Raw genomic sequence first — 26,040 nt, 5'->3', positions numbered from 1 at the left:
CGGGCTTCTAATTTTTCAAGGGGGTGTGATTGTGAAAAACAAAATCACAGTAGGTTTTATATTATTAATTTGTTTATTTATTGCTGGTTGTTCTAATTATCAAGAAAAATTTACTTTCACTGGTACAGTTGAGGAAATACTTGTTGAAGAAGAAATGTTAGTTATTAAAGAGTATGATGGGATGGATGAAGGTAGAAAAGACGGAAATGTATACGAAATACCTGTTGATAATATAGAGAGATATAGCATTGGACAGAAACTTGAGATAACTGTCTTCTCTAATACGGATGATGATATTTGGGATTTAGACAATATGAAATTTGATATAAAAACAGTCAAAAATTAACCTTCTTCTTCAACTAACGAGTGCTTTACTTCAAGAAGGGGTAAAGCCTTTTTTTCTTATGCAGGTTAGTTGAATGCCCTACGTAAGAGTTTAGCATCTACAAGTAATGCCACTCCGCAAAGTAAACATCTTTGCAGGATGGCGTTTTTATTCTAATTAAAGTATCTTAATTATTTCTGGGGGGAAATACGTTATGACAGATTTAATAATAGGCAAAGCTAAACACATTTTAGGATATATTCCAATAGGCTTAGACACAGCCAAAGATTGGAATGAACAAAATTTCGATTACTTTTTTAAATATTTTGCCGATACTAATCAAGAAACTAGAAAATATTCACTACTTGTTTTTGCAGCGGGACTCGAGAATTGGATCGTAGAATCCGCAGCAATTTTTACTCCATATAATGAAATTTCTCCAGATTATATTTTTGAAGATTATATAAAATCTTTTATAAATAATAAAGAATCTATAAAAACTGATTTTCCTGCTTTGTATAATCATATGATAATCTCTCTGCTTGAATTAAATGAGCAGAAAAAGTTTAATTCTATCGCTGGAACTACCAGTGATTCCGTATTGAATGACCTGCAAATACTGTTAAGAGATACAGATAAAAATTCTCTTAAGTATCTTGCATTTGATGAAGTATTGACAGAAATAAGTGAAAAAGAAAGTTTTAAATAGTTGGAAGTAACATAAAGATAAAAAGACATTCTTAATTTTGGTAACGGAAATGAAGTTTTTTATTTAAGTGTTTATATTTTTTAGCTAGATTTTCGTTTTATTAAGTTATAAAAAGGTGGGATTATTGTGTGTGGTCGTTTTACGTTATTTGCAGATTATGAACAGTTCTTAGAGCGTTTTGATATAGATGCAGCATTCGAAGAATCCGACTACTCCCCTAACTTTAATGTAGCACAGAGTTTGTGAAGAGTTACACTTAAACTAACGGGTGCTTTACTTCAAGAGAAGTAAAGCCTTTTTTCTGATTGAACTAAATATGCAGCTTAGTTGAACAGTTAATCTTGGAATATGCTATTATCACATTTATTGGATTAAATAGGCGAAATAATGGAACGGGAAAAAGAGGCAATCTTAATGTTAAAAAAGTTAAAACTCCTGTTATGCATGTTTTAAAACAAGAGGAAGGAAGTCCGATAGATTTTTAATTAGGATTTATTTTCGCATGAGTATCTTATATTATTCCGCAAATAATTATTGATTATGATGTTAAAACAAGTACATTTTCAATTAATTACATGTCTATGGTATTAAATCAAGAATCAATAGGTAAATAAGACCGTCTACAAAATCCTCACCTTGATAACTATCTGTTAATGTCAATTTACCGGGTTTCTCACCAAAAGAAGAAATGGTAAATTGGAGTGGGAAATTTCGTGCGTCATTATTGGGGAAGGTATCCAATACCTCTGGACTATTCTGGTATAACACCAGATATAGGTGTAACCCCTGAAATTTAGTAGACTAAAGATCTTCAACAATCGGGCGCTTTTCTGAAATAAGGAAAGCGTCTTTCTTCATGGAATAACACCATTAAAGAAAAATAGATATTTAAATTTTAATATAGATGAGATTACGAAGGTTTGTATTGTTAGCAAGCGCTGCTTCGACTTTGAAACCGTATGCGTAAGGTTCTCCTCCTTCGATTAGATCATTCTTTCCAAAGATGCCCATTATATCTCGGATTTTGCTATGTGCTACGTACCTATCATCTTAATAAAAAGAGTGTATAGAGGTCTGAGGCGAACGTTGGTTCATATAATTTCCATTTAGTTAGCGATACCTTCTAAAGCTTCCCCTTCCCCAAAATCGTAGCAGCAAGAATAAGGCAATGCATCCTATAAAAAATAGCATGCTGCCGAGCGATTGCATGGTTCCTGATTCTATACCGATATACAACAGAAATTTTTTGAACGGAACGTTAAGAAAGCCTATTGACGCAAGAAAAATTAAATATGCCAATAACGTCATTACAGGAAACGCGCCTTTGCATCTTTTTTGTATAATGAGCGCATTCCAGAGGAGGGATGTTATTTCCAAGATAAAAGCGCTAATCGCAACACCTGCATAAGCGAATCCCGGTATTGCCGTTAAATAATAAGCGGCGATGGCAGAACAAATAAGGCCTACTAGTAAACCGACTATGGGAGCCTTTTTTTGATTAGCCGCCCAAAGGATCGTTGTCGTTAGCTCCCGCATGCCGGCAATAAGAGGAGCAAAAGACATGTAGCGTATTGCTTCGGTTGCCTCTTGACTACCCACAATTAGCATAGATAAATCATCTGCATGAAAAAAAAGGATTAACATGGAACTGATTCCCCAGAACCACCCGATTTCTAAGGACAGACTGGAACGCTCAACAAAACTACTTTTTTTCCCGTTTTGCCAATTGGCCGTTAACTTAGCAGCCATCGTATATGATATTGCCGCGGTAACAATAGTAGGTAGATACACGATAGTTGTCGCAATTCCGAAAACTTCTCCGAAAATGGCAATAGCCTCTGATTGACTTAGGCCAGAAACTTGCAGACGGCTAGGAATGATTAACGCATCAAGAAAATCGGACGCAGGCATAACGATACGCGTTAATGTAATAGCAAAGGATGATTTGAAAAACAAAAAAATCCCAGGTCCAAGGATCAGCCACCGGGCGGATTTATTATATGTTCCGTTATTGGTGGCAGGTATCAGCTTCAATCTTTTATTATATTTCAGCAACCAAAGAAACAATAATGCGATACAGGCACCTGTAAATGCACCTAAAACGGCACCCCCTGCGGCAGCATAAGTGCCTTGTTTCATCCATAGAACGACAAGCAAAAGCATTGTTCCAACACGAACCGTTTGTTCTATTAGTTCAGAAACGGCCACATATCCGTAGAACTCCACACCTTGTAAGAATCCTCGGTATAGCTGAAGCAGTGGAACAATAAAAAGCGCCGGAGCTAGGCAGCGGAGGGGAAACGTCAAGCTGTTATCTCCGAGAAAATGTGCAATATTTGGCGCTATGGCGAAACAAAGCAAACTGGAAACAGTTCCAAGGAACAAAATGGGTACAGCCAGACTTTTATAAACAAGCCAACCCTGTTTTTTATCCTTAGCGGTCAATAATGCCAACGATGTAGGAAAACCACCTGAGAGCAACGTAAGTGCGAATCCATAAACAGAATAAACAATTTGATAAATTCCCATTCCTTCTGAGCCGAGAAGCCTAAACAAAGGAATGCGAATGGCGAGGCCGATAACTTTAACGAGAAATATAGCACCAGTACGCAGCGCTGTTTGTTTAATAAAGGTAGGCAGTCTCATCTTTTCACCCCAAGTGACCTTGTCCTAATAACTATATGAACAAGATCACAGAGGTAGACTACGGAGACTTTTTACCAAGACCTTTTTCGATTTTTCGATTAATCATTGATATGAACGAGGATATATTTCGTTGTTTTATCCCAGCCGAGGTCAAACGGTACACGATACCGATCCGCAGTATGGGAATTCACTAACGGATAACCGTTAGCATCTTGCCCTACCACAACCGAAAAATGGTCCGTATCTCCATCTAGCGTGTAGCCGATCACGTCACCTGGCTTTAATGTTGAGATTGCTCCATGTGGATGTTTGTCGCTTGATTCAGTAACTTCTGTAAATGTCCCCTTTGCAATCAAACGTCCATATCCGGAATAGAGCAAGAAATGTTCAAAAGCATCCGTTTGTACCCATGCTTTACTTCCACTTCTCCAATTGCGCGTTTTCTGCAAGCCGCCGCCTTCCTCCTTGTCGCCAAGAACTTGGGATACAAAGTTGGTACAGTCTCCGCCAAGTGGTGTGTAATCCATATATTTCGAATTGTAACGATTATTATTCCCGGCTCCCCAAGCTAGGCCCGCGTACTTATTGGCATAGGCCACTGCACGTTCACGATTATATCGCCCTTTATTCTGCGAAGTTTCGTTGTCGGGAGAAAGATGAGGGAAGCCCACTGGTGAATCCGCTATTAACTCTGAGTTTTCTTCAAGCGGATCCAAATACCATTCCTTTAATACCATCCAATTACCGTCTATTTTCTTCAATGTAAGAGCATGCCGCGTACCGACACCAAAGGATTGGGGTGGTGGATAAACTGTATTGTAGTCATACGATATTTTGGCCATCTGTATCAGGGAAACATACGCTACATCCCCATTTTTTTTGAAACGAGTAATACGAATGCTGGGTTCTGCTCCTATAAGCGATATACCACGTTTATCTGCCCAAGTATTGATGTACTTTCCACGTCTTAATTCCATTTGATAAGCGTAGCGGCTTAACTTCTCCGTATGGATATAATACTTGTTAATGGATTCAGGAAGCCCATTGACAAGAAAGGCATTACGATCAACAAACAACTTTGTCAGGAAAGAATCAACCTCCCTTTTGTCGTAATCCTCTTGAGCAAAAGTTTCATAAGAATTCAATGGAATCAACCCGACTAATAAAGTCATTCCGAACAATAGAACCAAGCGGAACAAGCCAAACTCCCCCTTACTTTATTTATTTTCCTATATTTGTTGATGGTGCCCTACTTTTCAATCCAACTTATGATGGTTCACTTCAATATAAATTATTCGTTTCCTAATCAAACATGGAAACAAGCCGTTTTTCCGATATTTAATCCGAAAATATCGTAATATACTCGGAGCAAAGGTGAAGTTTTTACCAAGCATACCAAATCGATTTGAAGGGGGAGCTGCAAAACAAAAATCCGGTAACCTTTATCAAATATTTACATATATAAATAATTGGAAAAAAGAGCCGGATGAAACGGTTGCAGGTATGTTACTTTATGCGAAAACAACCTATTGAACTAACGCGGTAGTTTAGTTGAAGAAGAAGGTTTTTTTTGATTGTGAATAAGTTAATATATGTAAGTTTGGAATGAGAGAGGTTCCTAACTTTAAGTCTGAGGGTAGCACTTTTGTTGAATTAATGAGTTATAGTTTCATGTTAGATTGTAAGTAAAGTCGAGTTTGATTAGATGGAATAATTGAGGTGAAGATTGTGGCTAATTTATTGATTGTAATAGGAATTGTTCTTTGTATATGGCAATTTTTCTTAGCTAAACAAAGTAAGGTGAAAATGTCAGTATTTCTATCAATTTTGTTTAGTATTATAGTATTTTTGATGATTTTATTTGAACTTGTTGTTTTAAAATTATTTTTAATCGTGTGCGTTATCATACTATGGGTTTTATCCATTTGGGCTATTAAAAAGAAAAAGTAATATTCTTATTTAACTAACGGGTGCTTTACTTCAAGAAGGAGTAAAGCTTTTTTCTTATTGAACTAGGGGCAGGTTTGTTTAACAAGAAGGTTTTCTCGCAATTATGTCGAAGTTGAATTTAGTGATTTAGTTAATGAGAAAGGTAAAAATAAAAATGGATACTCAAAGTCAGGAGAATATCTATGAAGGGTAAAAGAATCAAAGTAGATACAAATGATAGTCTTAAACAGATAGAGTATACGCATATTCAAACAGGTTCTAAAAATGTTTGCTTTATGTTTTCAGGTACTGGTTATACCTATGAAAAACCCTTGCTCTATTACGCTACAATGGTAATGCTTGAAAATAATATTGATGTTGTTCAAATTCACTATTCATATGAACAAGAATTATTTGAACAATCATTCGAAGATATAAAAAAATTCATTATGAATGATATTGACCCCGTTATAAATAATATTATAGATAATTTTCATTACAAGGAAACGATTTTTCTTGCGAAATCTCTTGGTACAATTCCAGTTGTTAGTGAAATTATGAAAAGAGAAGCTTTTAAGAAGTCCAAGATGATATTACTTACCCCTTTACTGAAACTGGAAAGAATATATGAAGAAATTTTAAAGAGTAATCACGAAGGATTGTTAGTCATTGGTGACAAAGACCCTCATTACAATTCAGAACAAGTTGAACAAATGGCACAACATACTTCCTTTAAAATCGAAGTAATTCATGGAGCAAATCATTCGTTAGATGATGTGGAGTATGACACACTAACTTCTATTTCCTTTTTAATAGAAGTGATAAAATCTTTGAAGAAAATGATTAAATGTTTTCTCTAATATTCTTCTTGAACTAACAGGGCAGTTTAGTTGAATAAGCAATGAGAAGAAAATTCAGGAGGTAATTATATGGTGAAATATATAAATTACACGACAGAACCCCCTATTAGCTTTGACCAATTACTAACCCTATATGAATCTTTAGGATGGAATTCACTTAAATTAACAAGTAATGATTTGGAACGAATGTGCAATCAAAGCTGGTACGCCATTTACGCATTTGATGAAAGACAATTAGTGGGTATGGGACGTGTTATTTCAGATGGTGTAATTACTGGATTAGTTTGTGGATTATGTGTTCTACCAAGCTATCAGTCCGAAGGAATCGGCAAAGAAATCTTGAATCGAATAATTCACCATTGTGAGCAAAATCGGGTAATTCCTCAACTAATGTGTGTGGAAAGTTTGGAACCATATTATGAAACCTTTGGGTTTAAAAAATTTACCATTGGTATGTCAAAAAGTATAAATAGATAGATTTAACTTTCTTCTTTAACTAACGGGTGCTTTACTTCAAGAAGGAGTAAAGCCTTTTTTCTTATTGAACTAAAGAAGCAGGTTAGTTCAATAAGAGCTTGCAAAATTCTGGTGTTAAGCTAAGGCTTTATCTGTTGAAGTTTTATTTATTAGGGGGGTATAAAAATTCCTTAAGCAATGTCAATGTTATGCAAATAATTGCGGAGTATATGCTTTATTATAGAAGAGCGTATCCAAGAAAAATTAGGCTACCTAAAGGCAATAGAATTTGGGATTGGGCAAGTTACATAGGTGTTTTATGTGTGTCCCATATCGGTAGGTCAGAGGATAGGGATAGCAAATATAATTTTTTATAAACAAAGAAGTTACAAAGGATAGTAATAACTTCCTCTGAAACTTCTTTTGTAGGTTTATATTACTTCTTCTTCAATACCGGTTTCATTTTTAATCTGAATAATATATTCTTTGTATTCTTCGATTGCATTTTTTAAAGCATGAATACTGTCACTTTTATCGGACTGGGACGAAAATTCCCGGAAATTAGCCATTTCTTTTAATATCTGATCTTCTAGCCTAGAATAGTTTTCTCTTGGATTGATTTCCCGCATCAAAATGCCCCTCATAGTATTCATATGCAAAAGCAATGCATCTGTAAGAGCGACATGGCTTTCTAACATTTGTTCTTGTTCTTTATCATTTTGATTCTGAACAATTTCTTCTTCATATGCTAAAATAGCTTCGAATTGTGTGATTAAGTTTTCAGGGCTATTTATTACCAAAAGTCTATAAGAATCCAATTCTTGTTTCAAGTTGTAAGCCCAAGTTACGCTAATAATAGTTGTGGTTAACAGAACTCCTATAAGAAGGCATGACAAAAGTTTTTTACGTTTCATATGTTATATTCCAATCGTGTGAGTTACTAACGCTTCATTAACGCCCTCTAACACTGTTAACATTACAATAAATCGAAAAAAACGCTTCATAATTCCACTACCTTCCATTTATATATTATAATTCTATTATCAATATTAATAGTTAGAATTTCAAGGTAGAATAATGATTTAACTAAAAAATGTAAAATAACGCTAGTATTTAGTTAAACACGACCATTTTTCGATGGTCTATTTTTTTGTCCAAAACATCAGGTAGATCTCGGCTATCCATTGTGAAATGTTACACTTAAACTAACGCGGCAGGTTAGTTTAAGAAGAAAACATTACTAGAAGGATTTGCATACCTATAAATGGAATATTACTATTATAGTTTTTATGAGAAAGGACGAATACGATATGTATATTTCAGTTACTAGGTTGCATTTAAAAGGTAAGCGAAAGTTAGCTAGCTTTTCTTTTCATACAATTAAATCGATTATTCAGTCAAAAAAAGCAGAAGGATTAAAATTTTCTTCTTTTAACAAAGAAGGATGGGACACATACTGGACTCTGACAGTATGGGAAAGCAAGGAACATATGAAGGTCTATCGAAATAATGGTAATCATTTAAAAGCAATGAAACTATCACGAAATATTGCAGATAAATTAGAATTATTTAATTGGGAAGCAGAAGCTATTCCTACTTGGAATGAATGTAAAGACAGACTACATAAGAAGTTTGGCAGAATTGAGTGAGGTTCAATTTTCTCAAACGAATGGGTGCCATACTTTAATATACTATCACCTGTTCCAATTACGACTAACGAAGCACATTGTGAAATATTGTAATTAAACTAACGGGTGCTTTACTTCAAGAAGGAGTAGTAAAGTGCTAATTATAAAATACACAATAGGAGGCGAAAAATGAGTTTTGCTGGATACCAAAGTCTAATGAATGATACAAAATGGGAAGAAATTTGGTTAGCAATGATTGATATACCAGAACTTATCTATTGGCGACAGAAGGATATTGAGACTAATTATATTTGTGATTGGGATGCAGAATGGTTTCATCATTTCAAAACAGATGGAAATAAGGAAAGCTATAAAACAATTGAATGGTTGGAAATTAAATTTGAAAGTGAAGAAATGAAAAATAAATTGTTGAAAACCCTAAAAGAGATACACGTTCCAGGTGAGGTATTAGGTAATTCTATCAAGGTTTATGGTTATGTAAAGGACGGAACTTTTATGGTTTATATTTAAAGAATCTTATTCAACTAACGGGTGCTTTAGCGAAAAAAGCAGCAGGGTGTCAAGTTTCCCACGCAACCTATATATTTTTTCTATTTATAACTATATAAAGAGAGGTCACAATATGAGAAAAATAGTAATTGGTATTCTGATTGTCTGTTTATACTGCATTCCTTTTGTTTATTTTTCAATGCACCAGGATTTTGCTAACCGTTCAATGCATGGCTATTTAACTATGATTGTAGTGACTTCACTACTCGCTTTCTTCGGCAAACTCTTTAGTAATTCCATCCCTCTTATTATTGGAAATATATTATCTGTAATAATTTCATTTTATTTCATAAGCGAAATGACAGTGAACGAACGATGGGGTGGCTATTTCAAACCACTAACTCCATATCAATTATTAATCTTAGTTAGTTTTTTCAATTTGATTCCTCAGTTTTTCTCTTTGAAGTTAGCTAATAGATACAAAAAGGGTAACAAACATAATGTCAACTTATGAGGCTAAACAATATCAGCATCCCGCTTATTAAGCTAACGGGTGCTTTACTTCAAGAAGGAGTAAAGCCTTTTTTCTTATTGAACTAAAGCAGCAGGATAGTTGAAGATAACTTACGGTGAACAGTATCATAACTGAATGAGGTTTTTTTAATTAGACTTAAAGATCATATATTTGATTGTTAAATATAAACTCCCATTTCTTAGGAAGCAAAAAATTACATTATAAATAAGAGTAAGCAGTATTTGTTTGTTAAAAAGAAGTATCAAAGAAAAACTAAACGTCCTTGATACTTCTTTTTTTAATTTCTAGGCATGAAAAGATTTTGGTTCTTCTGGATATACAATAGGAAGCATGGCTTTCGTTTGTTGCTTACCTTTTAAGCTGATTTCTTTTGTTTTTGATCTAAACGATGACTAAAGAAAGTTAGAAGACTTGCACAGACTGCAACTATCCCACCGACCCATGTTATATTCATTAAATTCCCTTGATGGTACACAATTCCGCCTAATGCAGAACCAAAAGCGATACCTACGTTGCTTGCCACTGGCATAAGTGAAGCAGCGAGACCTGTTGCTTTTGGCTGATAAATTCCGGCGAGGTCTATTAAATAAAGCTGAGTAGAAGTTGTTAAGAGGATGGCCATTAACGACATCAAGCCAATGTTTACCAGTCCTAAAATAAAATGATTTGTAGTCCAAAATAAACTTGTCAGAACAAATGCCTGCACGAGAAAAACAAACCGAAGGCGACCAATTGCATTATGGTTGGCAATTTTACCGGCGAGGATGTTGCTGAAAATGGAAATAAATCCGTAACCAAATAAGATTAAACTAATTGAATGATTTGGTACTTCCATTCCCTTCAAGATAGGAACAAGGTACGTAAAGGCGGTATAAGTTGCTCCAAATCCTAGAGCAGGAATGAAAAAAGCCATCAAAATTCTTGGGTTGGTCATTAAAGAAAATTGATCCCGTATTGAACTGCGTATTTGGCTGAGCTTATTAGGCAAGACGAAATAGGATGCCAAAAACGCCAACCCTCCTAGGAAGGTAGTTAACATGAAAGTGGCATTCCAGCCATACGAATCGGCAATGACAATACCAACAGGCACTCCAACAACATTTGCAAGTGTGAAACCACCGAAAACGAATGATATAGCAAGTCCGCGTCTTTTAATCGGCATGGTTTCACTAGCAACAATCATGGCTAGAGAGATTAATACTCCTGTTACAATTGCTGTCATAATCCGAAGTGCTAGCAGCGTGGTATAGCTTGTCGAGATTATACACAAAGCATTCAGGACGATGAAAGAACCTATCAAAAACAACATCCATTTACGCTTTGGAAAATGACTTGTTGCTGACATCACTAGTGGTGTGGCGATAGCAAACGTAATTGCAAACGCAGAAACGAGTGTGCCTGCTTTTGCATTTGTCATTTGAAGACTAGCTGAAATATCGGTTAAGATTCCGACAATAACAAATTCGCTTGTCCCGAGAACAAATGTTAATAAAGAAAGCGTTAAGATGAGCAACCAGTGTCGCTTGGATAATTTTGTGGAGTGCATAAATACCTCTTTTCTTAGATGAATGTAAATGTGTCAGATAGTAGATACACGACCTAAACATCTTACCATAAAATATTTTTTCGAGAAAAACCTTTTCTTGCTAACGCAGCAGTTTAGTTTAATAAGAGCATTTAAGAATGTAACAATTTTAAATCTGAATCATTTGTCAATTAAGAGTAATACAAGGGGGGAACACTTGAAGAAACTTCTGACTATCTTTATCATAACCATATTTGTTTATTAGTTTGGATTCTAAATGAATCAAGTGATTATAAAGGATATATACTAGCCGTTAAGGAAACTAGCCTAATTATCAACGTACCTGCTTCTAATCCTATGGATGATTGGCCTACTTATGAAATATTTCTTACTGAAGATACCGAAATAGAAGGTAAGAGTGATAGTTTGAATGGTGGTTTTAGAGCTGGTGATGAAGTGGGAGTTTGGGTCGAAGAAAAAGTATAAGTTAAAAAAATTGCTAAAAAAATCATTATCGATGTTTATGGGAATAACACATCCTCTGAAGGTGAGCGTTAGTTGTAGATTATAGAGCTGCAATCTGCAACTTTTTTCTAATTGAACTAACGCGGCAGTTTAGTTGAAGAAGGATTTTCTGGTTATAGGTTTGATTATCATCCTCTTTTGTAACAACTTATAATTGAAACAGAATATAGGGGATATAGTTCTTACAGAATTCAAAGAAAAATATGGTATAATATGGATTAAGAACAATTCGAAGTGGTAGCTAAAATGGAAGGTGGATTGATTGTATGAGAAGGAATACTATTTTTGCATAGCAAAGGCTATTACATAAAAAATAAATAAAGATAGCCTTTGTTCTTCCTAATAGAAATATTAATATTTAGGAGTGCAGAAATGAGCTATAAAAAAGCAAAGAACCTTCTACCATCTGAGTTGGTAGAGTTGATACAAAAATATGTTGATGGTGAGTATATTTATATTCCAAGAAAAGAAGATAATAAAAAGAATTGGGGTTCTAGTACTGCTACCAGAAGAGAATTGGAATTAAGAAATTCTAGTATTTATTTTGATTATCTTTCGGGAATAGATATTGCTACTTTGGGTGTAAAATATTACTTGTCATCAAAAAGTATTCAAAGAATTGTATTAAATGAAAAAAGAAAAAGATAAAAATTTTTGAAATAAGCTAATGTGGTTACATACTACATTAGCTTATTTTCTTTTATGAAATAAGTATGAGGTTTTTTCAAGTAATGATGTAAGTTACAATCTAATCAACACTTAAAATGCTGGAAAGAAATGATACATAAACATACTTAAGGGGGGCACTTAAATGTCAGTTATAACAATTGAAAAAGCAACCATTACGGATGCTGAAAAACTAACAAAATTAAAGAAAAGAACTTTTGACGAAGAAGTGAAAAGGTGGCTTCCAAATCAAAACAATGTAATCGATTCCAATATTAAGCCACCAGGATATTCATCTATTGAAATGACTAAGTATATGATTAGAGAAATGGAATATTTTAAAGTTTTACAAGACGAAGAAATTATCGGTGGAATTATAATAACTATTTCTGGTAAAAGTTTTGGGAGAATAGACCGTATTTTCATTGACCCTGATTACCAGGGTAAAGGAATTGGTTCAAGAGTAATAAATTTAATAGAGGAAGAGTTTCCTAATGTAAGGACTTGGGATCTTGAGACATCAAGTAGACAAATTAACAATCATTATTTTTATGAAAAAATGGGTTATAGAACTACCTATGAAACTGAAGAGGAATATGGTTATATAAAGAAACTAGGAACTTCTTCAGAAAAAGAAAACCTAGTTGAAAATAAAAACATTTCAAATAAACAATACGTGAATTGCGATATGGAAAAAACGGAGTGTTATGGAGTAAATTTAGAAGGAAGTTCAATCAGTAACAGTAATCTAATGAGTAATCATATTAGTAACTGTAATCTTAGCCACTCAAAGTTCCAAAATATAAATCTTAGAAATTCACTATATGCCGATTTAAATCTTTCTAACAGTGAGATGATATTTGTCACTTTAAGTGGGGTTAGTTTCATGGACACAAATCTTGGAGATGAAAATATCCCAATCTCATTTGAAAGATGTGACCTTGAAGGAAGTAAAATTATTAACTGTAATCTTAGGAATGTGGAAATACAAAATAGTGACTTGACTGGTATGAAAATAGATAATGTTTCAGTAGAAAAACTAATCGATGCTTACTATCAATTAAATAAAAAATAATCATTACTATTACCTTTTTTTCTAAATGCTTTAAGCTAACGGGTGCTTTACTTCAAGAAGGGGTAAAGCCTTTTTTCTTATTGAACTAACGCCGCAGTTTAGTTCAATTAGAGGATATTATTAGAAGAATGACGAATTTGTCAATATTAGTGTAGTTTTTGAGTATTTTCTTTTACAAATGAGGGGTGACAATATCGAATTATTAGTTCAAGCAGGATTTTTTTTAAATCCAATTTTAGCAATAGTATTTTGCTTAAATTTAGTAGCATTAATCAAAAAAGTTAGTAGTGATAGTAATGCTAGTACCTCTAAAAATACATTTTGGATGACTATTTCAGCTACCTATATCATATTTAGTATAACTTGGATGTTGATGTTTCTATTGTAATTCATTTACAACTCAATCTTTCTTCTTCAACTAACGGGTGCTTTACTTCAAGAAGGGGTAAAGCCTTTTTTCTTATTGAACTAACGCCGCAGGTTAGTTTAAGTGTGTTGTATAATAAATGGATATCTTTAGTTTGAAAATCACATGTTGGTACAGGGAGGATTTTATGTGGAGTTTTAGCACTTTTAAAGACAAACGTTACTGGATTCTTTTAATTCCAGCTATAATTATCTTAGTCTTGTTCGCTGTTTTTACCCCGGATTATATTCTTGAAAAAACTTACGTTGTACCATTTTCAATGCTTATATTTATAGTTTTATTCTGGTCGACATACCATCTTTGGAAGTATTTTGATGATAAAAAGAAGAGGAATAATACGGATGACAGTTGCGATTTGTAACTTGCTTGTTCAAGTAACGGGTGCTTTACTTCAAGAAGGAGTAAGGCTTTTTCTTATTGAACTAAAGTGGCAGCTTAGTTTGATGCGTTTGACCAAAAAAGCGAAACAATTAGAGAGGATTGTTCTCTTCTTATTTCGCTTCATAGAGTAAGATAATCAATCTCCCTTTTTAAAATTCTCTAGATAGTCCAGTTTATTTGAAATTTCTTTAAGTAAGATATTGCGTTCTTTTTGAGATTGAAAAATCCATACAACGAACCAAATAATAAAAACAATAACAGCTACATAAAAAAAGAACTTCAGTAAAGGCAAGATAGCAAGAATTTTAACCACTTATTTAACCCCCTTTTTAAGAGGAGTATAACATAAATGGGAAAGATTGTATTTAGTAAATCCAATTTATAATGAGTAATAAGAGAAGGAATATATTCAACTAACGGGTGCTTTAGCAAATCATTACCATCATTTCGATGGTCTATTTTTTTATGACTAAAACATTAAGTTAATCCTAGACATGCATTGTGAAATGTTACACTTAAATTAATGGGGCAGTTTAGTAAATAATACAAAGGAGGAACTATGACATATCATCTTTGGAATTATTTGGGTGATAAAAAGAAGAATAATACGGATGACACTTGCGATTTGTAACTTGCTTGTTTAACTAACGGTTGCTTTACTACAAGAAGGATTAAAGCCTTTTTTTATTGAACTAAATCCGCAGGTTAGTTAACAAGCAGGTATTACTAAGTGGAATGCCGAATGATTAATTAAATATGTACTTGAAAAAAAGAGGTCTTGAACGCGGAAAAACTAAAAAATTGTGGAAGTGGCTTTTCTTAGGAGAGGAGATAAAAAATGATTGAATTACGAAAGATAACAGGGGATAACATAGATGAAGTGATAGCACTTGAAGTTGGAGAAAAACAGAAAGAATTTATATTAGAAACTACAAACCTCAGATGCTTTGCAGACGCTCATATGTTGAATACAGACAGTATACCAGCGACTCCACTAGCCATTTATGCTGATGAAACTATCGTTGGATTTTTGATGTATATTTACGATACGATGGATCATGAATCATTTGAAAATGTAGTTTTTTATGGCAAGAAGAGTTATTTTATTTGGCATTATATGATTGATAAAAGTTACCAAGGGAATGGATATGGCAAGCTTGCTTTTGAAAAAATGTTGATGGATATTGAAACTATGCCATATGGGGAAGCAGAATATGTAAACCTCTTTTATCATACAAGTAATGTCATAGCTAAAACATTATACGATTCATTTGGTTTTGTAGATACAGGCATCATTCAGGACAATTCGATGTTGGCGATTAAAAATCTAGATAGGAAAATAGCAGAACCAGTAGTAGAATAGGTTCTCTCGGAAAGAAATGTAAGCTAATTTAACTTAAAATATTGATTTTGGGATATTTTACATAAAAAAATTTATTCCAAACCAACATTAGGTAGCTCTTTTTATTATTCAACTAACGGGTGCTTTACTTCAAGAAGAAGTAAGACCTTGTAGGTTAGTGAAAGAAAGGTTATGGAGTACAAGAGACGAATATATTAAATAGTTTTTTCTATTAAAGGTTGAGTGATCGTAAGGTGGGAATTAATTGAAGAAAATTTTGTTCAGGTTTGTCTTCCTCATAATATGTTTTTTTCTTATTTTCACAGCTTATTCAGCATTTAGTATTTGGTCTTTCGGTAAGAAAGTTGAATTAATTAAAACTGATGTAGCTGTGGTGCTTGGTGCTGCGGCTTGGGATGATGTACCATCACCTGTTTTACGTGAAAGAGTAAATCATTCAATTTGGCTTTATGAGAATGGTTATGTAGATAAAATAATATTTACTGGTGGTAAGGGGGATGGGGATAAGTTTGCAGAATCAGAAGTTGCAAAGGATTATGCTATCAAAAACAATGTCAGGTCGGAAGATATTTTGATTGAGACGAAATCAAAAATAACATAGGAGAATCTCAGATACGCATACGAAATTGCAACTAAGGAAAAACTTGAAACTTTTACTATTGTAAGCGACCCATTGCATATGAAAAGAGCCATTTTAATGGCAAAAAATACTGGAATGGAAGCATATTCATCTCCTACCCAAAGCTCCGTATATAAAACATTGAACAGTAAAATTCCGTTCTTCTGTCGAGAGTTGTTTTTCTATGTAGGTTTTGTTGTCAGTCTCCCATTTAGGTAATTACTATTTAAGAAAAGGAACTGATAACAGAAAAGTCATAATGTTATTCAAATCATGGCTGCTTTATCAGAAGAGGCAAAGCTTTTAAGGACTAGAAAATTCGGATAACTTTTTAAATTCCTCTCCAGTAATACTTTTCGCATTATATGAAATAACTTTATTCTTATTTGTAAAGTCATCAGCGGGGATACGAAAAGTAATGTTAATTAGTTTATAAGGAGGATTCAAGGGACCTTCGTAACCCACCACTCTTAACGTAACGTCATAGTAGTCATGGTGTATATTTCTTTCAATTTTTTCAATTCGTTCAGAAGTAAATAATTGTTCATTTCCATTTGAAAACATTGCTTTAACAATAGATGGACCTAATTCACGTAAAAATGCTAACTCTAACACACTAGGTGGCTGATCCTGAGGTAAATATTCTATATTTGATTTTGCTAAAACTGAATTTATGGCCAGTAGACTCAATAATAAGATTGAGATGATTATTATTTTTTTCATATTATATATTTCCTTTCTGTATTTGGTTTAGTTATCTACAGAAATAAGAATTTTATGTATATGAGTTTGATCAATACTTGCCTGTCATACTGTGAGACGGCTATTGATGTTGTGGCTATAGCAACGACTTTAATCCTTCCTCAATTAACGGGTGCTTTACTTCAAGAAGGAGTAAAGCTTTTTTCTTATGGACTAAAGCAGCAGTTTAGTTTAATAAGAGGTATATATATAAGATTTGTCGAAATAGTTATTACATGAGGATAATTCAATCAAATTTGAAGGAAATTTATAGAGACATATGGAGTGTTCTTACTAATAGATGGGTAGTTTAGTTGAAGAAAGTACTAATGGAAATGGGTAGATATTAATTAGTTTAGGAGGAAATATGAAGATTAAAACTGGGTGGTTTACTGTAGTCATAATACTTATATTGTGTGTATCATTAGTATTTTCTTTAGTTAGTAATTCATCTTCATTAGAAGAAAAACTATGCAATGAATTAAGTAAAGATGGGTTGATTTGTACTGAGGTCGTATTTGTCGATAACAACAATGACTTAGTGTTCTTCAAAGATGAAAACAATTTAAGGTATGCATTAGTGAATGATAACCTAAGTGTTGTTAATGTGGGTGTAGGAATTTTGGATTTAAATGAACTAAACCCAAATGACCCATTAATATGGAAAGCATCCAACACACTATTGTGGGGATTTGCTAAGGAAGAGATACAATCCATTTTAATAACTGGTGATAATGATATACAGCCCAATAAGATAAGGTATGATGGAGTATGGTTATGGTACCATTCTTATGAAGGAGAAGTTAAATTACCGGTTCTTCTAAATGCCTATGATAAAGATGGGACACTTATCTACGGAAAAGAATAAGTTTTAGTTACTTAACCCAATTAGTCCTTCTTCAACTAATGGGTGCTTTAGCGGAACAAGGCTGTATGGAAAGCCTTTATTCTTCTTCAACTAAAGTAGCAGGTTATAAGTCAATGCCTTAGAAAATTCAGAAATTATAATGGAGGTTATTAGCTTTGCAAAAATGCAAGAAATGCAATGCACATTTTAGTTGGAGTAAAATCTATGAATCCTTCTGGCTGAATTATAAACCTATTAAATGTAACGTATGCGATACAACACATAAGATAACAATACCAAGCAGGTTTATTTTTACCATTCTTACTATTCTTCCAATCCTCACATTCGGTTATTTTCTGTCTCCCTTTAGCACTGGTCTTGTGACACTTGGCGTAGCTACTTTTATTTTTATAATTGGTTCATTGTTGGCACCTTTTCTTGTTACTTATAAAGAGTCTTTGTGAACTAATGTACTTAAACTAACGGGTGCTTTAGCGAAATATGGCCATCATTTCGATGGTCCATTTTTATGTCCAAAATATTAAGTTGATCTCAGATTGACTTGTGAAATGTTACACTTAAACTAACGATGCAGGATAATTAAATAAGAACCCATAATAGTTCTGGTATAAAAATAATGAGTAGATAAAAATTACTTTGCCTTTTAGATTATTTAGATTGGAGGATAAATGTTGGATAAAATTAAAGAATTACCTGAAAAGTTGCATTTGCAATTGGCTTAACTTTAATATTAGTTAGTGGAGCATTGTTATTCTTGATATCACTTTTTTTCCATATTGGTAATGGGGCTACGTGGATTGTAGGAGGCATTATATGGTTTATAGCTTTCTTATTTATAGCAAGTGCGGCTGATAAAAGACATTCTCGCCTTGGTAAGAAAAAGTAACTCTTTTTCTTTTTTATTGTACTAAAGCAGCAGTTTAGTTGAACAAGCAAAAATGGAACCTCATTCCGTTTCAAACGTATGAAAGTAACGGGGCAGGAGGAAATTATATGTTTAAAACAAGTTTATTTATTATCGTAGTGATTGCATTCTATGCTATTTCGATTTGGCAATTTATAAATCCAACTAAGGCTATTCGTTTGTGGTTTAGTCCTGCATATACTGAGGAACCTAAAGTAGATGAGGTATATGTGAGGCGTTCTCTAATAATAAGAGGCATTTTCTTCACGTTGGCATTTATCGTAATAATTGTTTTGACATTAGATATATAGTTAATTTCACTAACGGTTACTTTACTTCAAGAAGGAGTAAAGCATTTTTCTTATTGAAGTAACGCGGCTGGTTAGTTGAATAGTGTTGTTTAACTTTGTATTCAACACACGGGGCATTTAACAGAATAATACATGATATAGATTTAAACAAAATATAAATCAAGAGGGTATTAATTATGTCTAAAGATGTTATTGCCATAGTAGCCATAATTTCTTTTGTGATATGGATTGCGGTTTCCCGAGAGGCTGCAAAACCTTCCAAAGAGATTAATTGGCGAAAAATGATAACCTTGCTGTCCGCAGGAACTTTATCGGCATTAGTTATAACCATTTCGCTTTATCAAAGCCTGCCGTTTTAGTTCCGACAACGGATGCGATGTTGAAAATGCTTTATCTTTCTTCTTTAACTAAAGGGTGCTTTACTTCAAGAAGGAGTAAAGCTTTTTTCTTATTGAACTAAAGAAGCAGGTTTGTTGAAGAAGAAAATTCTATTTTTTATGATGCATTAGAAACTAACTGAGAAATAAAAAAGAGCAATGTTAGATAAATCTAACCTTTGCTCAAAATATTTAATACATTTCCATCAAAATCCAGAAAGTAAATATTCAACCCTTTTCTTTGAAAGAAAGCACCAAAGAGGTCTTTTGACATTTCAAAATATTTAATTCCAACTTACTGGTGGTTTTACTAATTGTGCCTTTATTCCAAGTTCTTCAGCAGCAGCTAAAATAAATTCTTTCCTGAAAAAATAACTTTTATGGCTTACTATTTTACCGTTTTCAATCTCTTGTATCTGAATGTCATGTATTTCAGGACTATGGCCATTAGTAGTTAGCACAATAATAACTGGTTTACCCCAAAGTTCTATTTCTTTAGCAGTATGGCCAGGCAATCCAAATCTTAGAGAACCTTTTCGCATCTCCTCTTTAGAAAATTCCTGGAATCCAAAGAACGCTTCATTTTGTGCTTGATCACTAAATAATCTTAACATACTATTTAAATCTCCATTATTAAAGGCTTCTAAGTATGCTTGAATGGTTACGCTATGACTTTGTGTATCTATTTTAGTTTTTGATTCTGAAAAATCCAAAGAAGCTAATTTTCTTCTTGCTCGTTGAACTGAAGAATATACACCACCTGGAGTGCTTTGGACAATACCAGCTACTTCATCTGCACTAAACTGGAAAATATCTAATAGTAGAAATGCTGCTGTTTGTTTAACCGTCAAATTCGACTCTAAGGATATTAGAATCTCTTCTAATAATAGACGATCTGAAAAATCAAGACTTGGCTCAGGTACTTCATCTAAAGTTCCTATTTCACGTTTGAGCTTTCTACATTGGTCTAGCCAGGTGTTTGTTGCAACTTTGAAGAGATAGTATTTTTTATCAGTAATCTCACTCCAACGTTGTGGCAGCAATCCAAAGGACTTAATCATTGTCTCTTGAAAAAGATCTTCGCCATCCCAAGGGGAACCAGTTACATATTTACAATAGTTCCACAGATCTGATGAGTATACTGAAACTATTTCTTCAAATTCATCTCTTAATTTTCGAGTTTCATCCAAAAAAACCTTGTCAATGTTATTACTAAGTTCCATATATTTTCCCTCCTAATGTACTTACAATAAATAGACGTTTGAGAATAGAAAAATTATACGGCTTATTAAATAAAAATTAAAGATACTAAAATTTGTTCCAAAGCAATAGCAAGAAAGACTAAATAGGCAGAGTGTTACTACACATTACGACTATAATGTGTAGTAAGAGAGAAGGTGCTTATTCAACTAACAGGATACTATTCTATTATGTCTTAATAAGATTAATTTTTCCTTATTAAACTAAAGGGTGCTTTAGTTTAACAGGACATTCTAAAAAAAATTCTGAGGTGGCATAACATGAAGCAACATAATATCAGTATTATTCCTTATAACACCAAATACGCAGATCAAACAGTGGAAATGTGGCGAGTTAGTAAGGAACAGGCTATTGGTCAAAAAGAAATTCATGACTTTGAAAATCACGTCTATTTTTTAAATCACATATTACCTGAACAGTTTCAAATAGATTTAGCGTTAATTGATGAAGATGTTGTTGGAATGATTGCCTATAACGATAGGGAAATAAGCCAACTATATATTCATTTAGAGTATCAGGGTATCGGCATAGGTCGGACATTACTTGATAAAGCGAAAGCACAATCAAGTGGGAAACTAACATTGTACACATTCGAAGTAAATGAAAAAGCACAACGGTTTTATGAAAACCAAGGATTTGAAATCATAAATAGAGGACATGAAAATGAAGAAAATTTACCAGATATTCAATATGAATGGAAATCCAAATAAATGATGTTATTTGTTTTAGTGGTAAGGAAGTTAGCACTAGGTAAATAGGTAACTCTTTTTGTTATTGTACTAACGGGTGCTTTACTTCAAGAAAGAGTAAAGCTTTTTTTTCTTATTCAACTAACGAAGCAGGTTAGTTGAACAAAAGAAACCTGTATCGAAATGAATAAAATGTTACAATTAATGAAAAATAATACAGTTTGATTAAAGGGGAAATTAATCAATGGGATGGTTAATTATTATCGTTATTGCATATCTGCCAATTGTTTATCGAATCCATAAACGTCTAGATTATTTAGAGAAAGAGGTAAAACGGTTAAATGGTGAGAATGGTATTTTTTAACTAACGGTTGCTTTAGCTGAACAAGTGGCTGCCTTTAGAGGTGGCTTTTTCTTTTTCTTATTGAACTAACGCAGCAGTTTAGTTTAAAAAGAGGTCTATGATAATAGAAAAGGGGATAGATAATATGGAAAGGTTAGAATTAAGTTATAGAAATGCTGTTCCATTGAAGGGGATTGAACTGAAAAAAATCTTAATGGAAATTAAGAGCGGGAGTAGAACTTGGGAAGAAGAATATAAAGCTAGTATAGTCAAATCTATGGTTGAGCATATTGGCTCAACTGATAGTGAACTTAGAGACAAATTAATTTATAGCTCTTTTTATCAATTAATTGTAGAAAAAAATCAAATTGAGCATGAGTTATTAAATGAACTACTTGAATTGTGCTTAAGTGACTTGTTATTTAAGGGAATTGGAGAAAATGAAACTGATACTGTTTTTACTAGGTCATTTACTACTCTTTTAATAGCACTTATTCTATATAGGGATAATGTAGATAACTTTCTCTCTCGCGAAATGATGTTAAAAATAAAAGATAAATTAGTCGATTATATATACTTGGAGAAGGATTTACGGGGATATATATCTGCAAAAGGCTGGGCTCATAGTATAGCTCATGTATCTGACGCTATTGATGAACTTGTAAAGAGTTCAAAAATAGATCAGAAATTTTACTTGGAATTATTTAAAGTACTATGGAATAAGGTATTTGTTTCAACTAGTGTTTATATCCACGATGAAGATGAAAGGATTTTAATTCCTATACTAGAAATGGTGAATAACGGGTTAGATCAAGCAGAAATAATAACATTAATACAAAATGTGCCAACAGAACTGAAAATTCAAAAAGAACAGTTGGCGGAAGAAGAGTATTGGTTATTATATTCTAACTGTAAGACATTCTTGAAGAGTTTTTACATCAAAGTTAATATGAATTGTGAATTAATACCACTTAATAAGAGTATTGAAAAGTGTCTATCCGAAATTTCTTTGTATTAGAAGTCCTTAAAATAGCTTACTCAACTAACGGGTGCTTTACTTCAAGAAGGAGTAAAGCCTTTTTTTTCTTATTGAACTAACAGTGCAGTTTAGTTGAACAAGAGTTTCAGAAAGGAACGAGAAAATATGGATAACAACGAACAGTCATACCTTTTGTACCAAGAAGGGTTATTGCAGTTTGAGAAAATGGAATATGAAAAAGCTTTGAATTGTTTTCTTAAATCAAACGAATTATCCGAGCACTCAAGAACATATGCAAGAATCTATGAATGTCTAATGAAATTAAATAGAGATTCGGAAGCAAAAACATATATTCAAACAGCTTACTTCCAAAAATGCTAATCACGATAAAGTTGGCGTCCAATATGCTGAATCACTTATTGAAGAAGGAGATAGGGAACTTGCGATTGAAGTATTAGAAAAAATAATTTCACGAAATACAACATACAATCATGCCCATAAGTTACTTGAAAAGCTGAAGGAAAGTTGAACTAACGCAGCAGTTTAGTTAAAGAACAGAGGGGTGACAAAATGGCTAAGTTAAAATTGTTAAAAAGCATAGGACATAACACTGTTCATAGTTTTTTAAGCTTAATGAATTATCGAGATGATGGATATGTTATTGAACATTTATTTAATATTGCTAAAGAGAAAAATATGGAGAGTTTAGTTATAGATATTCTAGGTGGAAGTATCAATCCTAAAGCTTTTGAAATCCCTGTCATAAAGGGTGCTTTGAATGATCTAGGGAAGAACTTTGAAAAACTTTTAAAAGGTGAAAATATTTCACTAGATAATGTTAAATCTGCAACAGCAGCTATAGAATTTAATTTAGAAAACCCCCACATTGGTATTTCAGGTAAAGAATTAGAAACTTATAATTGTCTAGTTGAAATAGTTGATAAAAATGGCAAAGCATATAAAAAAATAGTTAAAGAATGGTGGCGTTAGTTCCTCTGGTTATTCAACTAACGGGTGCTTTACTTCAAGGAGGATTAAAGCCTTTTTTCTTATTAAACTAATGCGGCAGGTTAGTTGAACAATAAATAAAAAGCGTTTTAGTTAATGCAATCCAAATTTGTTCTAAAACAAGGTCAATAAGTATATAGATACAGGGAACTAATTATTGTTCAAAATAGCATGACTAAATTGACTAAGTGAATTTATAGCTATTTAAGCGAATCATATTAAATGTATAACTAATAACGAATTGAAAAATATACTGGGAGGTTGTAAGATGAGAGCAGCCGTTTACAGTTCGTATGGATCCCCGGAGGTACTTAGGATAAATGAAGTTGAACTACCTTCTATAAAGAATGACGATCGGGTACTGATTAGAGTACATAATGCTTCGGTCAATCAGTTTGATTGTCTATATCGGAAGGGTTATTTGCCTACCAGATTAGATAATGGTTTTAATAAACCAAAATCATCAATATTGGGGATTGACGTTGCGGGTATCGTTGAAGCGGTCGGTAAAAATGTACAAAGATTTAAAGATGGCGACTATGTCTACGGAAGCTGTTTCGGATCCCACGCAGAATATGTCTGCCCTCCACAGAGTGGACTGAGTCATAAGCCGAAAAACATAACCTTCGAACAGGCTGCAGCCGTGCCATGTGCTGCTCAAACAGCTCTTCAGGCATTGCGGGACGTAGCGAAGATAAAATCGGGGCAAAAGGTTTTGATCTACGGAGCTTCGGGGGGTGTCGGGCACTTTGCAATTCAGCTTGCCAATTACTACGGGGCTGAGGTAACCGCAGTTTGTAGCACCTCTAATCTGCAGTGGGTGAAAGATTTAGGCGCACATTACGTGCTCGATTATACGAAAGAAGACTTCACGAAAAACGGACAAAAGTACGATATCGTACTGGATGCTGTAAGTAAACGGACCTTTTTTGGTTGTTTAGGTTCACTAACCGATAATGGTGTCTATATAACAGAAAACCCCCTCTATCCTATGTATCACCCAGTTCAGTTATTGGTAGGTTCCTTGCTCGGTCGAAAGAAAGCTAAGCTGCATCTAGCAAAGCCTAATAACATGGATCTAGAATTCTTGTGTGAGCTTATAGAGGAAGAGAAAGTAAAACCAGTTATAGAGAAGTGTTATCCTTTGGATCAAATCGTAGAGGCTCATAGGCATGTAGAAAGCGGACGTACAAAAGGGAAGGTAGTCCTTCAAATCATATCTTAATTAACATGCGTTGTTCCTTAAAGGATTAACGCTTTTTTTGTTGAATTTAATTTAACTATAGAGACTGGTTAGATAATATTCCTTCTTCAACTAACGGGTGCTTTACTTCAAGAAAGAGTAAAGCCTTTTTTCTTATTGAAATAACGCGGCAGGATAATTTAAAAAATTTTTAGTTGTGGGGGTATAGTGATTGCATGAATAATGTGCATTTTAAAAATATTGATGATACAAATGAATATAAAGTTAGAAATATTAAATTAAAGCCTGCACAAGAAAAATTCATTGAAACCGTAGATGAATCTTTAAAAGAAGCTGAAACCTTTCATGAATGGCATCCAGTAGCTATATATTATGATGATGAAATTATTGGTTTTGCTATGTACGGTTGTTTTGGTCTTAATAAAGATACTTGGATTGATAGAATAATAATAGATGAAAAACATCAAGGCAAAGGCTATGGGAAACTTGCGATGATGAAACTCATTGATATGGTTTCAAAAGAATATGGAGTAAACGTTATATATTTAAGTATCACTGAAGAAAATAGAACAGCTTATAACTTATACAAAAATATAGGGTTTGAGTTCATGAATGAGAAAGACCCGAATAATGGAGAGCTTTTATTTAAGTACACAATTAAATGAGAGTAAATTGAATACCCTTAACTGACGGGTGCTTTACTTCAAGAAGGAGTAAAGCTTTTTTCTTATTTGACTAACGATGCAGGTTATTTCAATAAGTCAAATGAATTTTTAAAAAATTCTAAAAGGAAAATTGTTTAATTTTGGAACTTCTATTTATTCCAAACGTATTAAGTAAAAGGGCATGTTTAATTAGGTTGAAGTAAAAGTAAAGGGAAGGTGATTCTTATAGAAGCCTTAGCAATAATAATATTTTTATGGGTATTTTTATGGTCTATTACAATAACATTAAGAAAATTAACAGGCAAGATTTTAGAGAAACAAGAAAAGCAGTATAAATTATTAGAGGAAATAAAATCAATATTAAACGATAAAATAGAATAGAAGATTGTTTTTTTTATAGTAATCATAATAGTGCTATTGCTTGTTCAACTAAAGCGGCCCTATAGTTGAATAAGAAAAGAGTGGGGATTATTATGTTTTTAGTCTTTTATTTGGTCTTGATATTATTTGTT

The 26,040-nt window shown here is 33.2% G+C and carries 30 protein-coding genes and 1 pseudogene; 24 read left to right on the top strand and 7 right to left on the bottom strand.

All coding sequences use genetic code 11. From position 1 onward, the window contains the following. Window positions 1-31: 31 nt before the first annotated feature. The 3 genes from BLR36_RS08120 (at window position 32) to BLR36_RS18915 (ending at window position 1,280) form a co-directional block, all read left to right on the top strand. Window positions 32-346 carry a hypothetical protein gene (locus BLR36_RS08120; RefSeq protein WP_093061229.1) on the top strand — a complete coding sequence of 105 codons (315 nt, stop codon included), beginning with the start codon at window positions 32-34 and terminating at the stop codon, window positions 344-346. Window positions 347-539: 193 nt separating this feature from the next. Then, a complete protein-coding gene (locus tag BLR36_RS08115; RefSeq protein WP_093061228.1) occupies window positions 540-1,034 on the top strand; it encodes a hypothetical protein in 495 nt (164 codons plus the stop codon). Between the two features lie 126 nt (window positions 1,035-1,160). Further along, window positions 1,161-1,280, top strand: a complete 120-nt coding sequence (locus BLR36_RS18915; protein WP_139185069.1) for an SOS response-associated peptidase — start codon at window positions 1,161-1,163, stop codon at window positions 1,278-1,280. 864 nt (window positions 1,281-2,144) lie between these two features. Here BLR36_RS18915 and BLR36_RS08105 read toward each other — a convergent pair. Further along, entirely contained in the window at window positions 2,145-3,680 is a 1,536-nt protein-coding gene (locus BLR36_RS08105) for an oligosaccharide flippase family protein (protein WP_093061226.1), read from the bottom strand. Between the two features lie 98 nt (window positions 3,681-3,778). Further along, the gene (locus BLR36_RS08100) at window positions 3,779-4,879 is read right to left on the bottom strand and encodes an amidase domain-containing protein (RefSeq protein WP_254771351.1); all 1,101 of its coding nucleotides are present in this window, start codon (window positions 4,877-4,879) and stop codon (window positions 3,779-3,781) included. A gap of 175 nt (window positions 4,880-5,054) precedes the next feature. Here BLR36_RS08100 and BLR36_RS18775 point away from each other — a divergent pair, with 175 nt between their 5' ends. From BLR36_RS18775 to BLR36_RS08085, 3 genes are all read left to right on the top strand, one after another. Further along, entirely contained in the window at window positions 5,055-5,213 is a 159-nt protein-coding gene (locus BLR36_RS18775; RefSeq protein WP_175453984.1) for a hypothetical protein, read from the top strand. Between the two features lie 599 nt (window positions 5,214-5,812). Beyond that, complete coding sequence (locus BLR36_RS08090) at window positions 5,813-6,469, top strand: alpha/beta family hydrolase (protein WP_093061224.1); 657 nt, start codon at window positions 5,813-5,815, stop codon at window positions 6,467-6,469. 69 nt (window positions 6,470-6,538) lie between these two features. Continuing rightward, a complete protein-coding gene (locus BLR36_RS08085; protein WP_093061223.1) occupies window positions 6,539-6,946 on the top strand; it encodes a GNAT family N-acetyltransferase in 408 nt (135 codons plus the stop codon). A gap of 410 nt (window positions 6,947-7,356) precedes the next feature. Here BLR36_RS08085 and BLR36_RS08080 read toward each other — a convergent pair whose 3' ends face one another. Next, window positions 7,357-7,839, bottom strand: a complete 483-nt coding sequence (locus BLR36_RS08080) for a hypothetical protein (RefSeq protein WP_093061222.1) — start codon at window positions 7,837-7,839, stop codon at window positions 7,357-7,359. A gap of 396 nt (window positions 7,840-8,235) precedes the next feature. Between BLR36_RS08080 and BLR36_RS08075 the strand changes: the two genes are divergently transcribed. The 3 genes from BLR36_RS08075 to BLR36_RS08065 all read left to right on the top strand — a co-directional run bounded on the left by BLR36_RS08075 (window position 8,236) and on the right by BLR36_RS08065 (window position 9,577). Further along, the gene (locus BLR36_RS08075) at window positions 8,236-8,574 is read left to right on the top strand and encodes a DUF3291 domain-containing protein (protein ID WP_093061221.1); all 339 of its coding nucleotides are present in this window, start codon (window positions 8,236-8,238) and stop codon (window positions 8,572-8,574) included. A gap of 168 nt (window positions 8,575-8,742) precedes the next feature. Beyond that, a complete protein-coding gene (locus tag BLR36_RS08070) occupies window positions 8,743-9,084 on the top strand; it encodes a DUF6678 family protein (RefSeq protein ID WP_093061220.1) in 342 nt (113 codons plus the stop codon). Between the two features lie 112 nt (window positions 9,085-9,196). Further along, window positions 9,197-9,577, top strand: a complete 381-nt coding sequence (locus BLR36_RS08065) for a hypothetical protein (RefSeq protein ID WP_093061219.1) — start codon at window positions 9,197-9,199, stop codon at window positions 9,575-9,577. Between the two features lie 376 nt (window positions 9,578-9,953). Here BLR36_RS08065 and BLR36_RS08060 read toward each other — a convergent pair whose 3' ends face one another. Then, window positions 9,954-11,144 carry an MFS transporter gene (locus BLR36_RS08060; protein ID WP_093061218.1) on the bottom strand — a complete coding sequence of 397 codons (1,191 nt, stop codon included), beginning with the start codon at window positions 11,142-11,144 and terminating at the stop codon, window positions 9,954-9,956. Window positions 11,145-12,020: 876 nt separating this feature from the next. On the opposite strand from BLR36_RS08060, the gene BLR36_RS08055 reads away from it, so the two are divergent. The 3 genes from BLR36_RS08055 (at window position 12,021) to BLR36_RS18770 (ending at window position 14,328) form a co-directional block, all read left to right on the top strand. Beyond that, window positions 12,021-12,296 carry a CD3324 family protein gene (locus BLR36_RS08055; protein ID WP_093061217.1) on the top strand — a complete coding sequence of 92 codons (276 nt, stop codon included), beginning with the start codon at window positions 12,021-12,023 and terminating at the stop codon, window positions 12,294-12,296. Between the two features lie 163 nt (window positions 12,297-12,459). Continuing rightward, the gene (locus tag BLR36_RS08050; RefSeq protein ID WP_093061216.1) at window positions 12,460-13,389 is read left to right on the top strand and encodes a GNAT family N-acetyltransferase; all 930 of its coding nucleotides are present in this window, start codon (window positions 12,460-12,462) and stop codon (window positions 13,387-13,389) included. Between the two features lie 741 nt (window positions 13,390-14,130). Next, the gene (locus tag BLR36_RS18770) at window positions 14,131-14,328 is read left to right on the top strand and encodes a hypothetical protein (protein WP_175454005.1); all 198 of its coding nucleotides are present in this window, start codon (window positions 14,131-14,133) and stop codon (window positions 14,326-14,328) included. Between the two features lie 5 nt (window positions 14,329-14,333). Here the strand turns inward: BLR36_RS18770 and BLR36_RS18765 are convergent, their stop codons facing one another. Next, the gene (locus BLR36_RS18765) at window positions 14,334-14,510 is read right to left on the bottom strand and encodes a hypothetical protein (RefSeq protein ID WP_175454004.1); all 177 of its coding nucleotides are present in this window, start codon (window positions 14,508-14,510) and stop codon (window positions 14,334-14,336) included. A gap of 525 nt (window positions 14,511-15,035) precedes the next feature. Here BLR36_RS18765 and BLR36_RS08040 point away from each other — a divergent pair. Together BLR36_RS08040 and BLR36_RS08035 are read left to right on the top strand one after the other, a co-directional pair. Then, window positions 15,036-15,560: a GNAT family N-acetyltransferase gene (locus BLR36_RS08040; RefSeq protein WP_093061214.1), complete on the top strand. Its 525-nt coding sequence runs from the start codon at window positions 15,036-15,038 to the stop codon at window positions 15,558-15,560. Window positions 15,561-15,804: 244 nt separating this feature from the next. Further along, window positions 15,805-16,398: pseudogene (locus BLR36_RS08035) on the top strand (YdcF family protein). 84 nt (window positions 16,399-16,482) lie between these two features. On the opposite strand, the gene BLR36_RS08030 reads toward BLR36_RS08035, so the two are convergent. After that, window positions 16,483-16,902, bottom strand: coding sequence for a hypothetical protein (locus BLR36_RS08030; RefSeq protein ID WP_093061213.1), 420 nt, complete (start codon window positions 16,900-16,902; stop codon window positions 16,483-16,485). A gap of 385 nt (window positions 16,903-17,287) precedes the next feature. On the opposite strand from BLR36_RS08030, the gene BLR36_RS08025 reads away from it, so the two are divergent. From BLR36_RS08025 to BLR36_RS08005, 4 genes are all read left to right on the top strand, one after another. Beyond that, the gene (locus BLR36_RS08025; RefSeq protein WP_093061212.1) at window positions 17,288-17,788 is read left to right on the top strand and encodes a hypothetical protein; all 501 of its coding nucleotides are present in this window, start codon (window positions 17,288-17,290) and stop codon (window positions 17,786-17,788) included. Window positions 17,789-17,943: 155 nt separating this feature from the next. After that, entirely contained in the window at window positions 17,944-18,231 is a 288-nt protein-coding gene (locus BLR36_RS19235; protein WP_093061211.1) for a TIGR04104 family putative zinc finger protein, read from the top strand. Window positions 18,232-18,781: 550 nt separating this feature from the next. Further along, the gene (locus BLR36_RS08010) at window positions 18,782-19,003 is read left to right on the top strand and encodes a hypothetical protein (RefSeq protein ID WP_093061209.1); all 222 of its coding nucleotides are present in this window, start codon (window positions 18,782-18,784) and stop codon (window positions 19,001-19,003) included. A 176-nt stretch (window positions 19,004-19,179) separates the two neighbouring features. Continuing rightward, window positions 19,180-19,362 (top strand): hypothetical protein, encoded by a 183-nt coding sequence (locus BLR36_RS08005; protein WP_093061208.1) that lies wholly within the window; start codon window positions 19,180-19,182, stop codon window positions 19,360-19,362. 302 nt (window positions 19,363-19,664) lie between these two features. On the opposite strand, the gene BLR36_RS08000 is transcribed toward BLR36_RS08005, so the two are convergent. Next, the gene (locus BLR36_RS08000; protein ID WP_093061207.1) at window positions 19,665-20,603 is read right to left on the bottom strand and encodes a sigma-70 family RNA polymerase sigma factor; all 939 of its coding nucleotides are present in this window, start codon (window positions 20,601-20,603) and stop codon (window positions 19,665-19,667) included. A gap of 297 nt (window positions 20,604-20,900) precedes the next feature. Here BLR36_RS08000 and BLR36_RS07995 point away from each other — a divergent pair, with 297 nt between their 5' ends. The 6 genes from BLR36_RS07995 (at window position 20,901) to BLR36_RS07970 (ending at window position 25,528) form a co-directional block, all read left to right on the top strand. Next, on the top strand, window positions 20,901-21,350 hold the full coding sequence (locus BLR36_RS07995) for a GNAT family N-acetyltransferase (protein WP_093061206.1): 450 nt from the start codon (window positions 20,901-20,903) through the stop codon (window positions 21,348-21,350). 467 nt (window positions 21,351-21,817) lie between these two features. Further along, window positions 21,818-22,690, top strand: coding sequence for a DUF2785 domain-containing protein (locus tag BLR36_RS07990; protein ID WP_175454003.1), 873 nt, complete (start codon window positions 21,818-21,820; stop codon window positions 22,688-22,690). A 286-nt stretch (window positions 22,691-22,976) separates the two neighbouring features. After that, window positions 22,977-23,180: a tetratricopeptide repeat protein gene (locus tag BLR36_RS19230; protein WP_139185075.1), complete on the top strand. Its 204-nt coding sequence runs from the start codon at window positions 22,977-22,979 to the stop codon at window positions 23,178-23,180. A gap of 41 nt (window positions 23,181-23,221) precedes the next feature. After that, entirely contained in the window at window positions 23,222-23,641 is a 420-nt protein-coding gene (locus BLR36_RS07980; protein WP_093061203.1) for a hypothetical protein, read from the top strand. A gap of 286 nt (window positions 23,642-23,927) precedes the next feature. Further along, window positions 23,928-24,884: an NAD(P)-dependent alcohol dehydrogenase gene (locus tag BLR36_RS07975; RefSeq protein ID WP_093061202.1), complete on the top strand. Its 957-nt coding sequence runs from the start codon at window positions 23,928-23,930 to the stop codon at window positions 24,882-24,884. A 194-nt stretch (window positions 24,885-25,078) separates the two neighbouring features. Further along, a complete protein-coding gene (locus BLR36_RS07970; protein WP_093061201.1) occupies window positions 25,079-25,528 on the top strand; it encodes a GNAT family N-acetyltransferase in 450 nt (149 codons plus the stop codon). The last annotated feature ends 512 nt before the right edge of the window (window positions 25,529-26,040 follow it).

The sequence above is a fragment of the Psychrobacillus sp. OK028 genome, assembly GCF_900103605.1.
GTDB lineage: Bacteria > Bacillota > Bacilli > Bacillales_A > Planococcaceae > Psychrobacillus.
The sequence above is the reverse complement of the archived record's forward strand: the minus strand, read 5'-3'. Positions and strand labels throughout refer to the sequence as shown.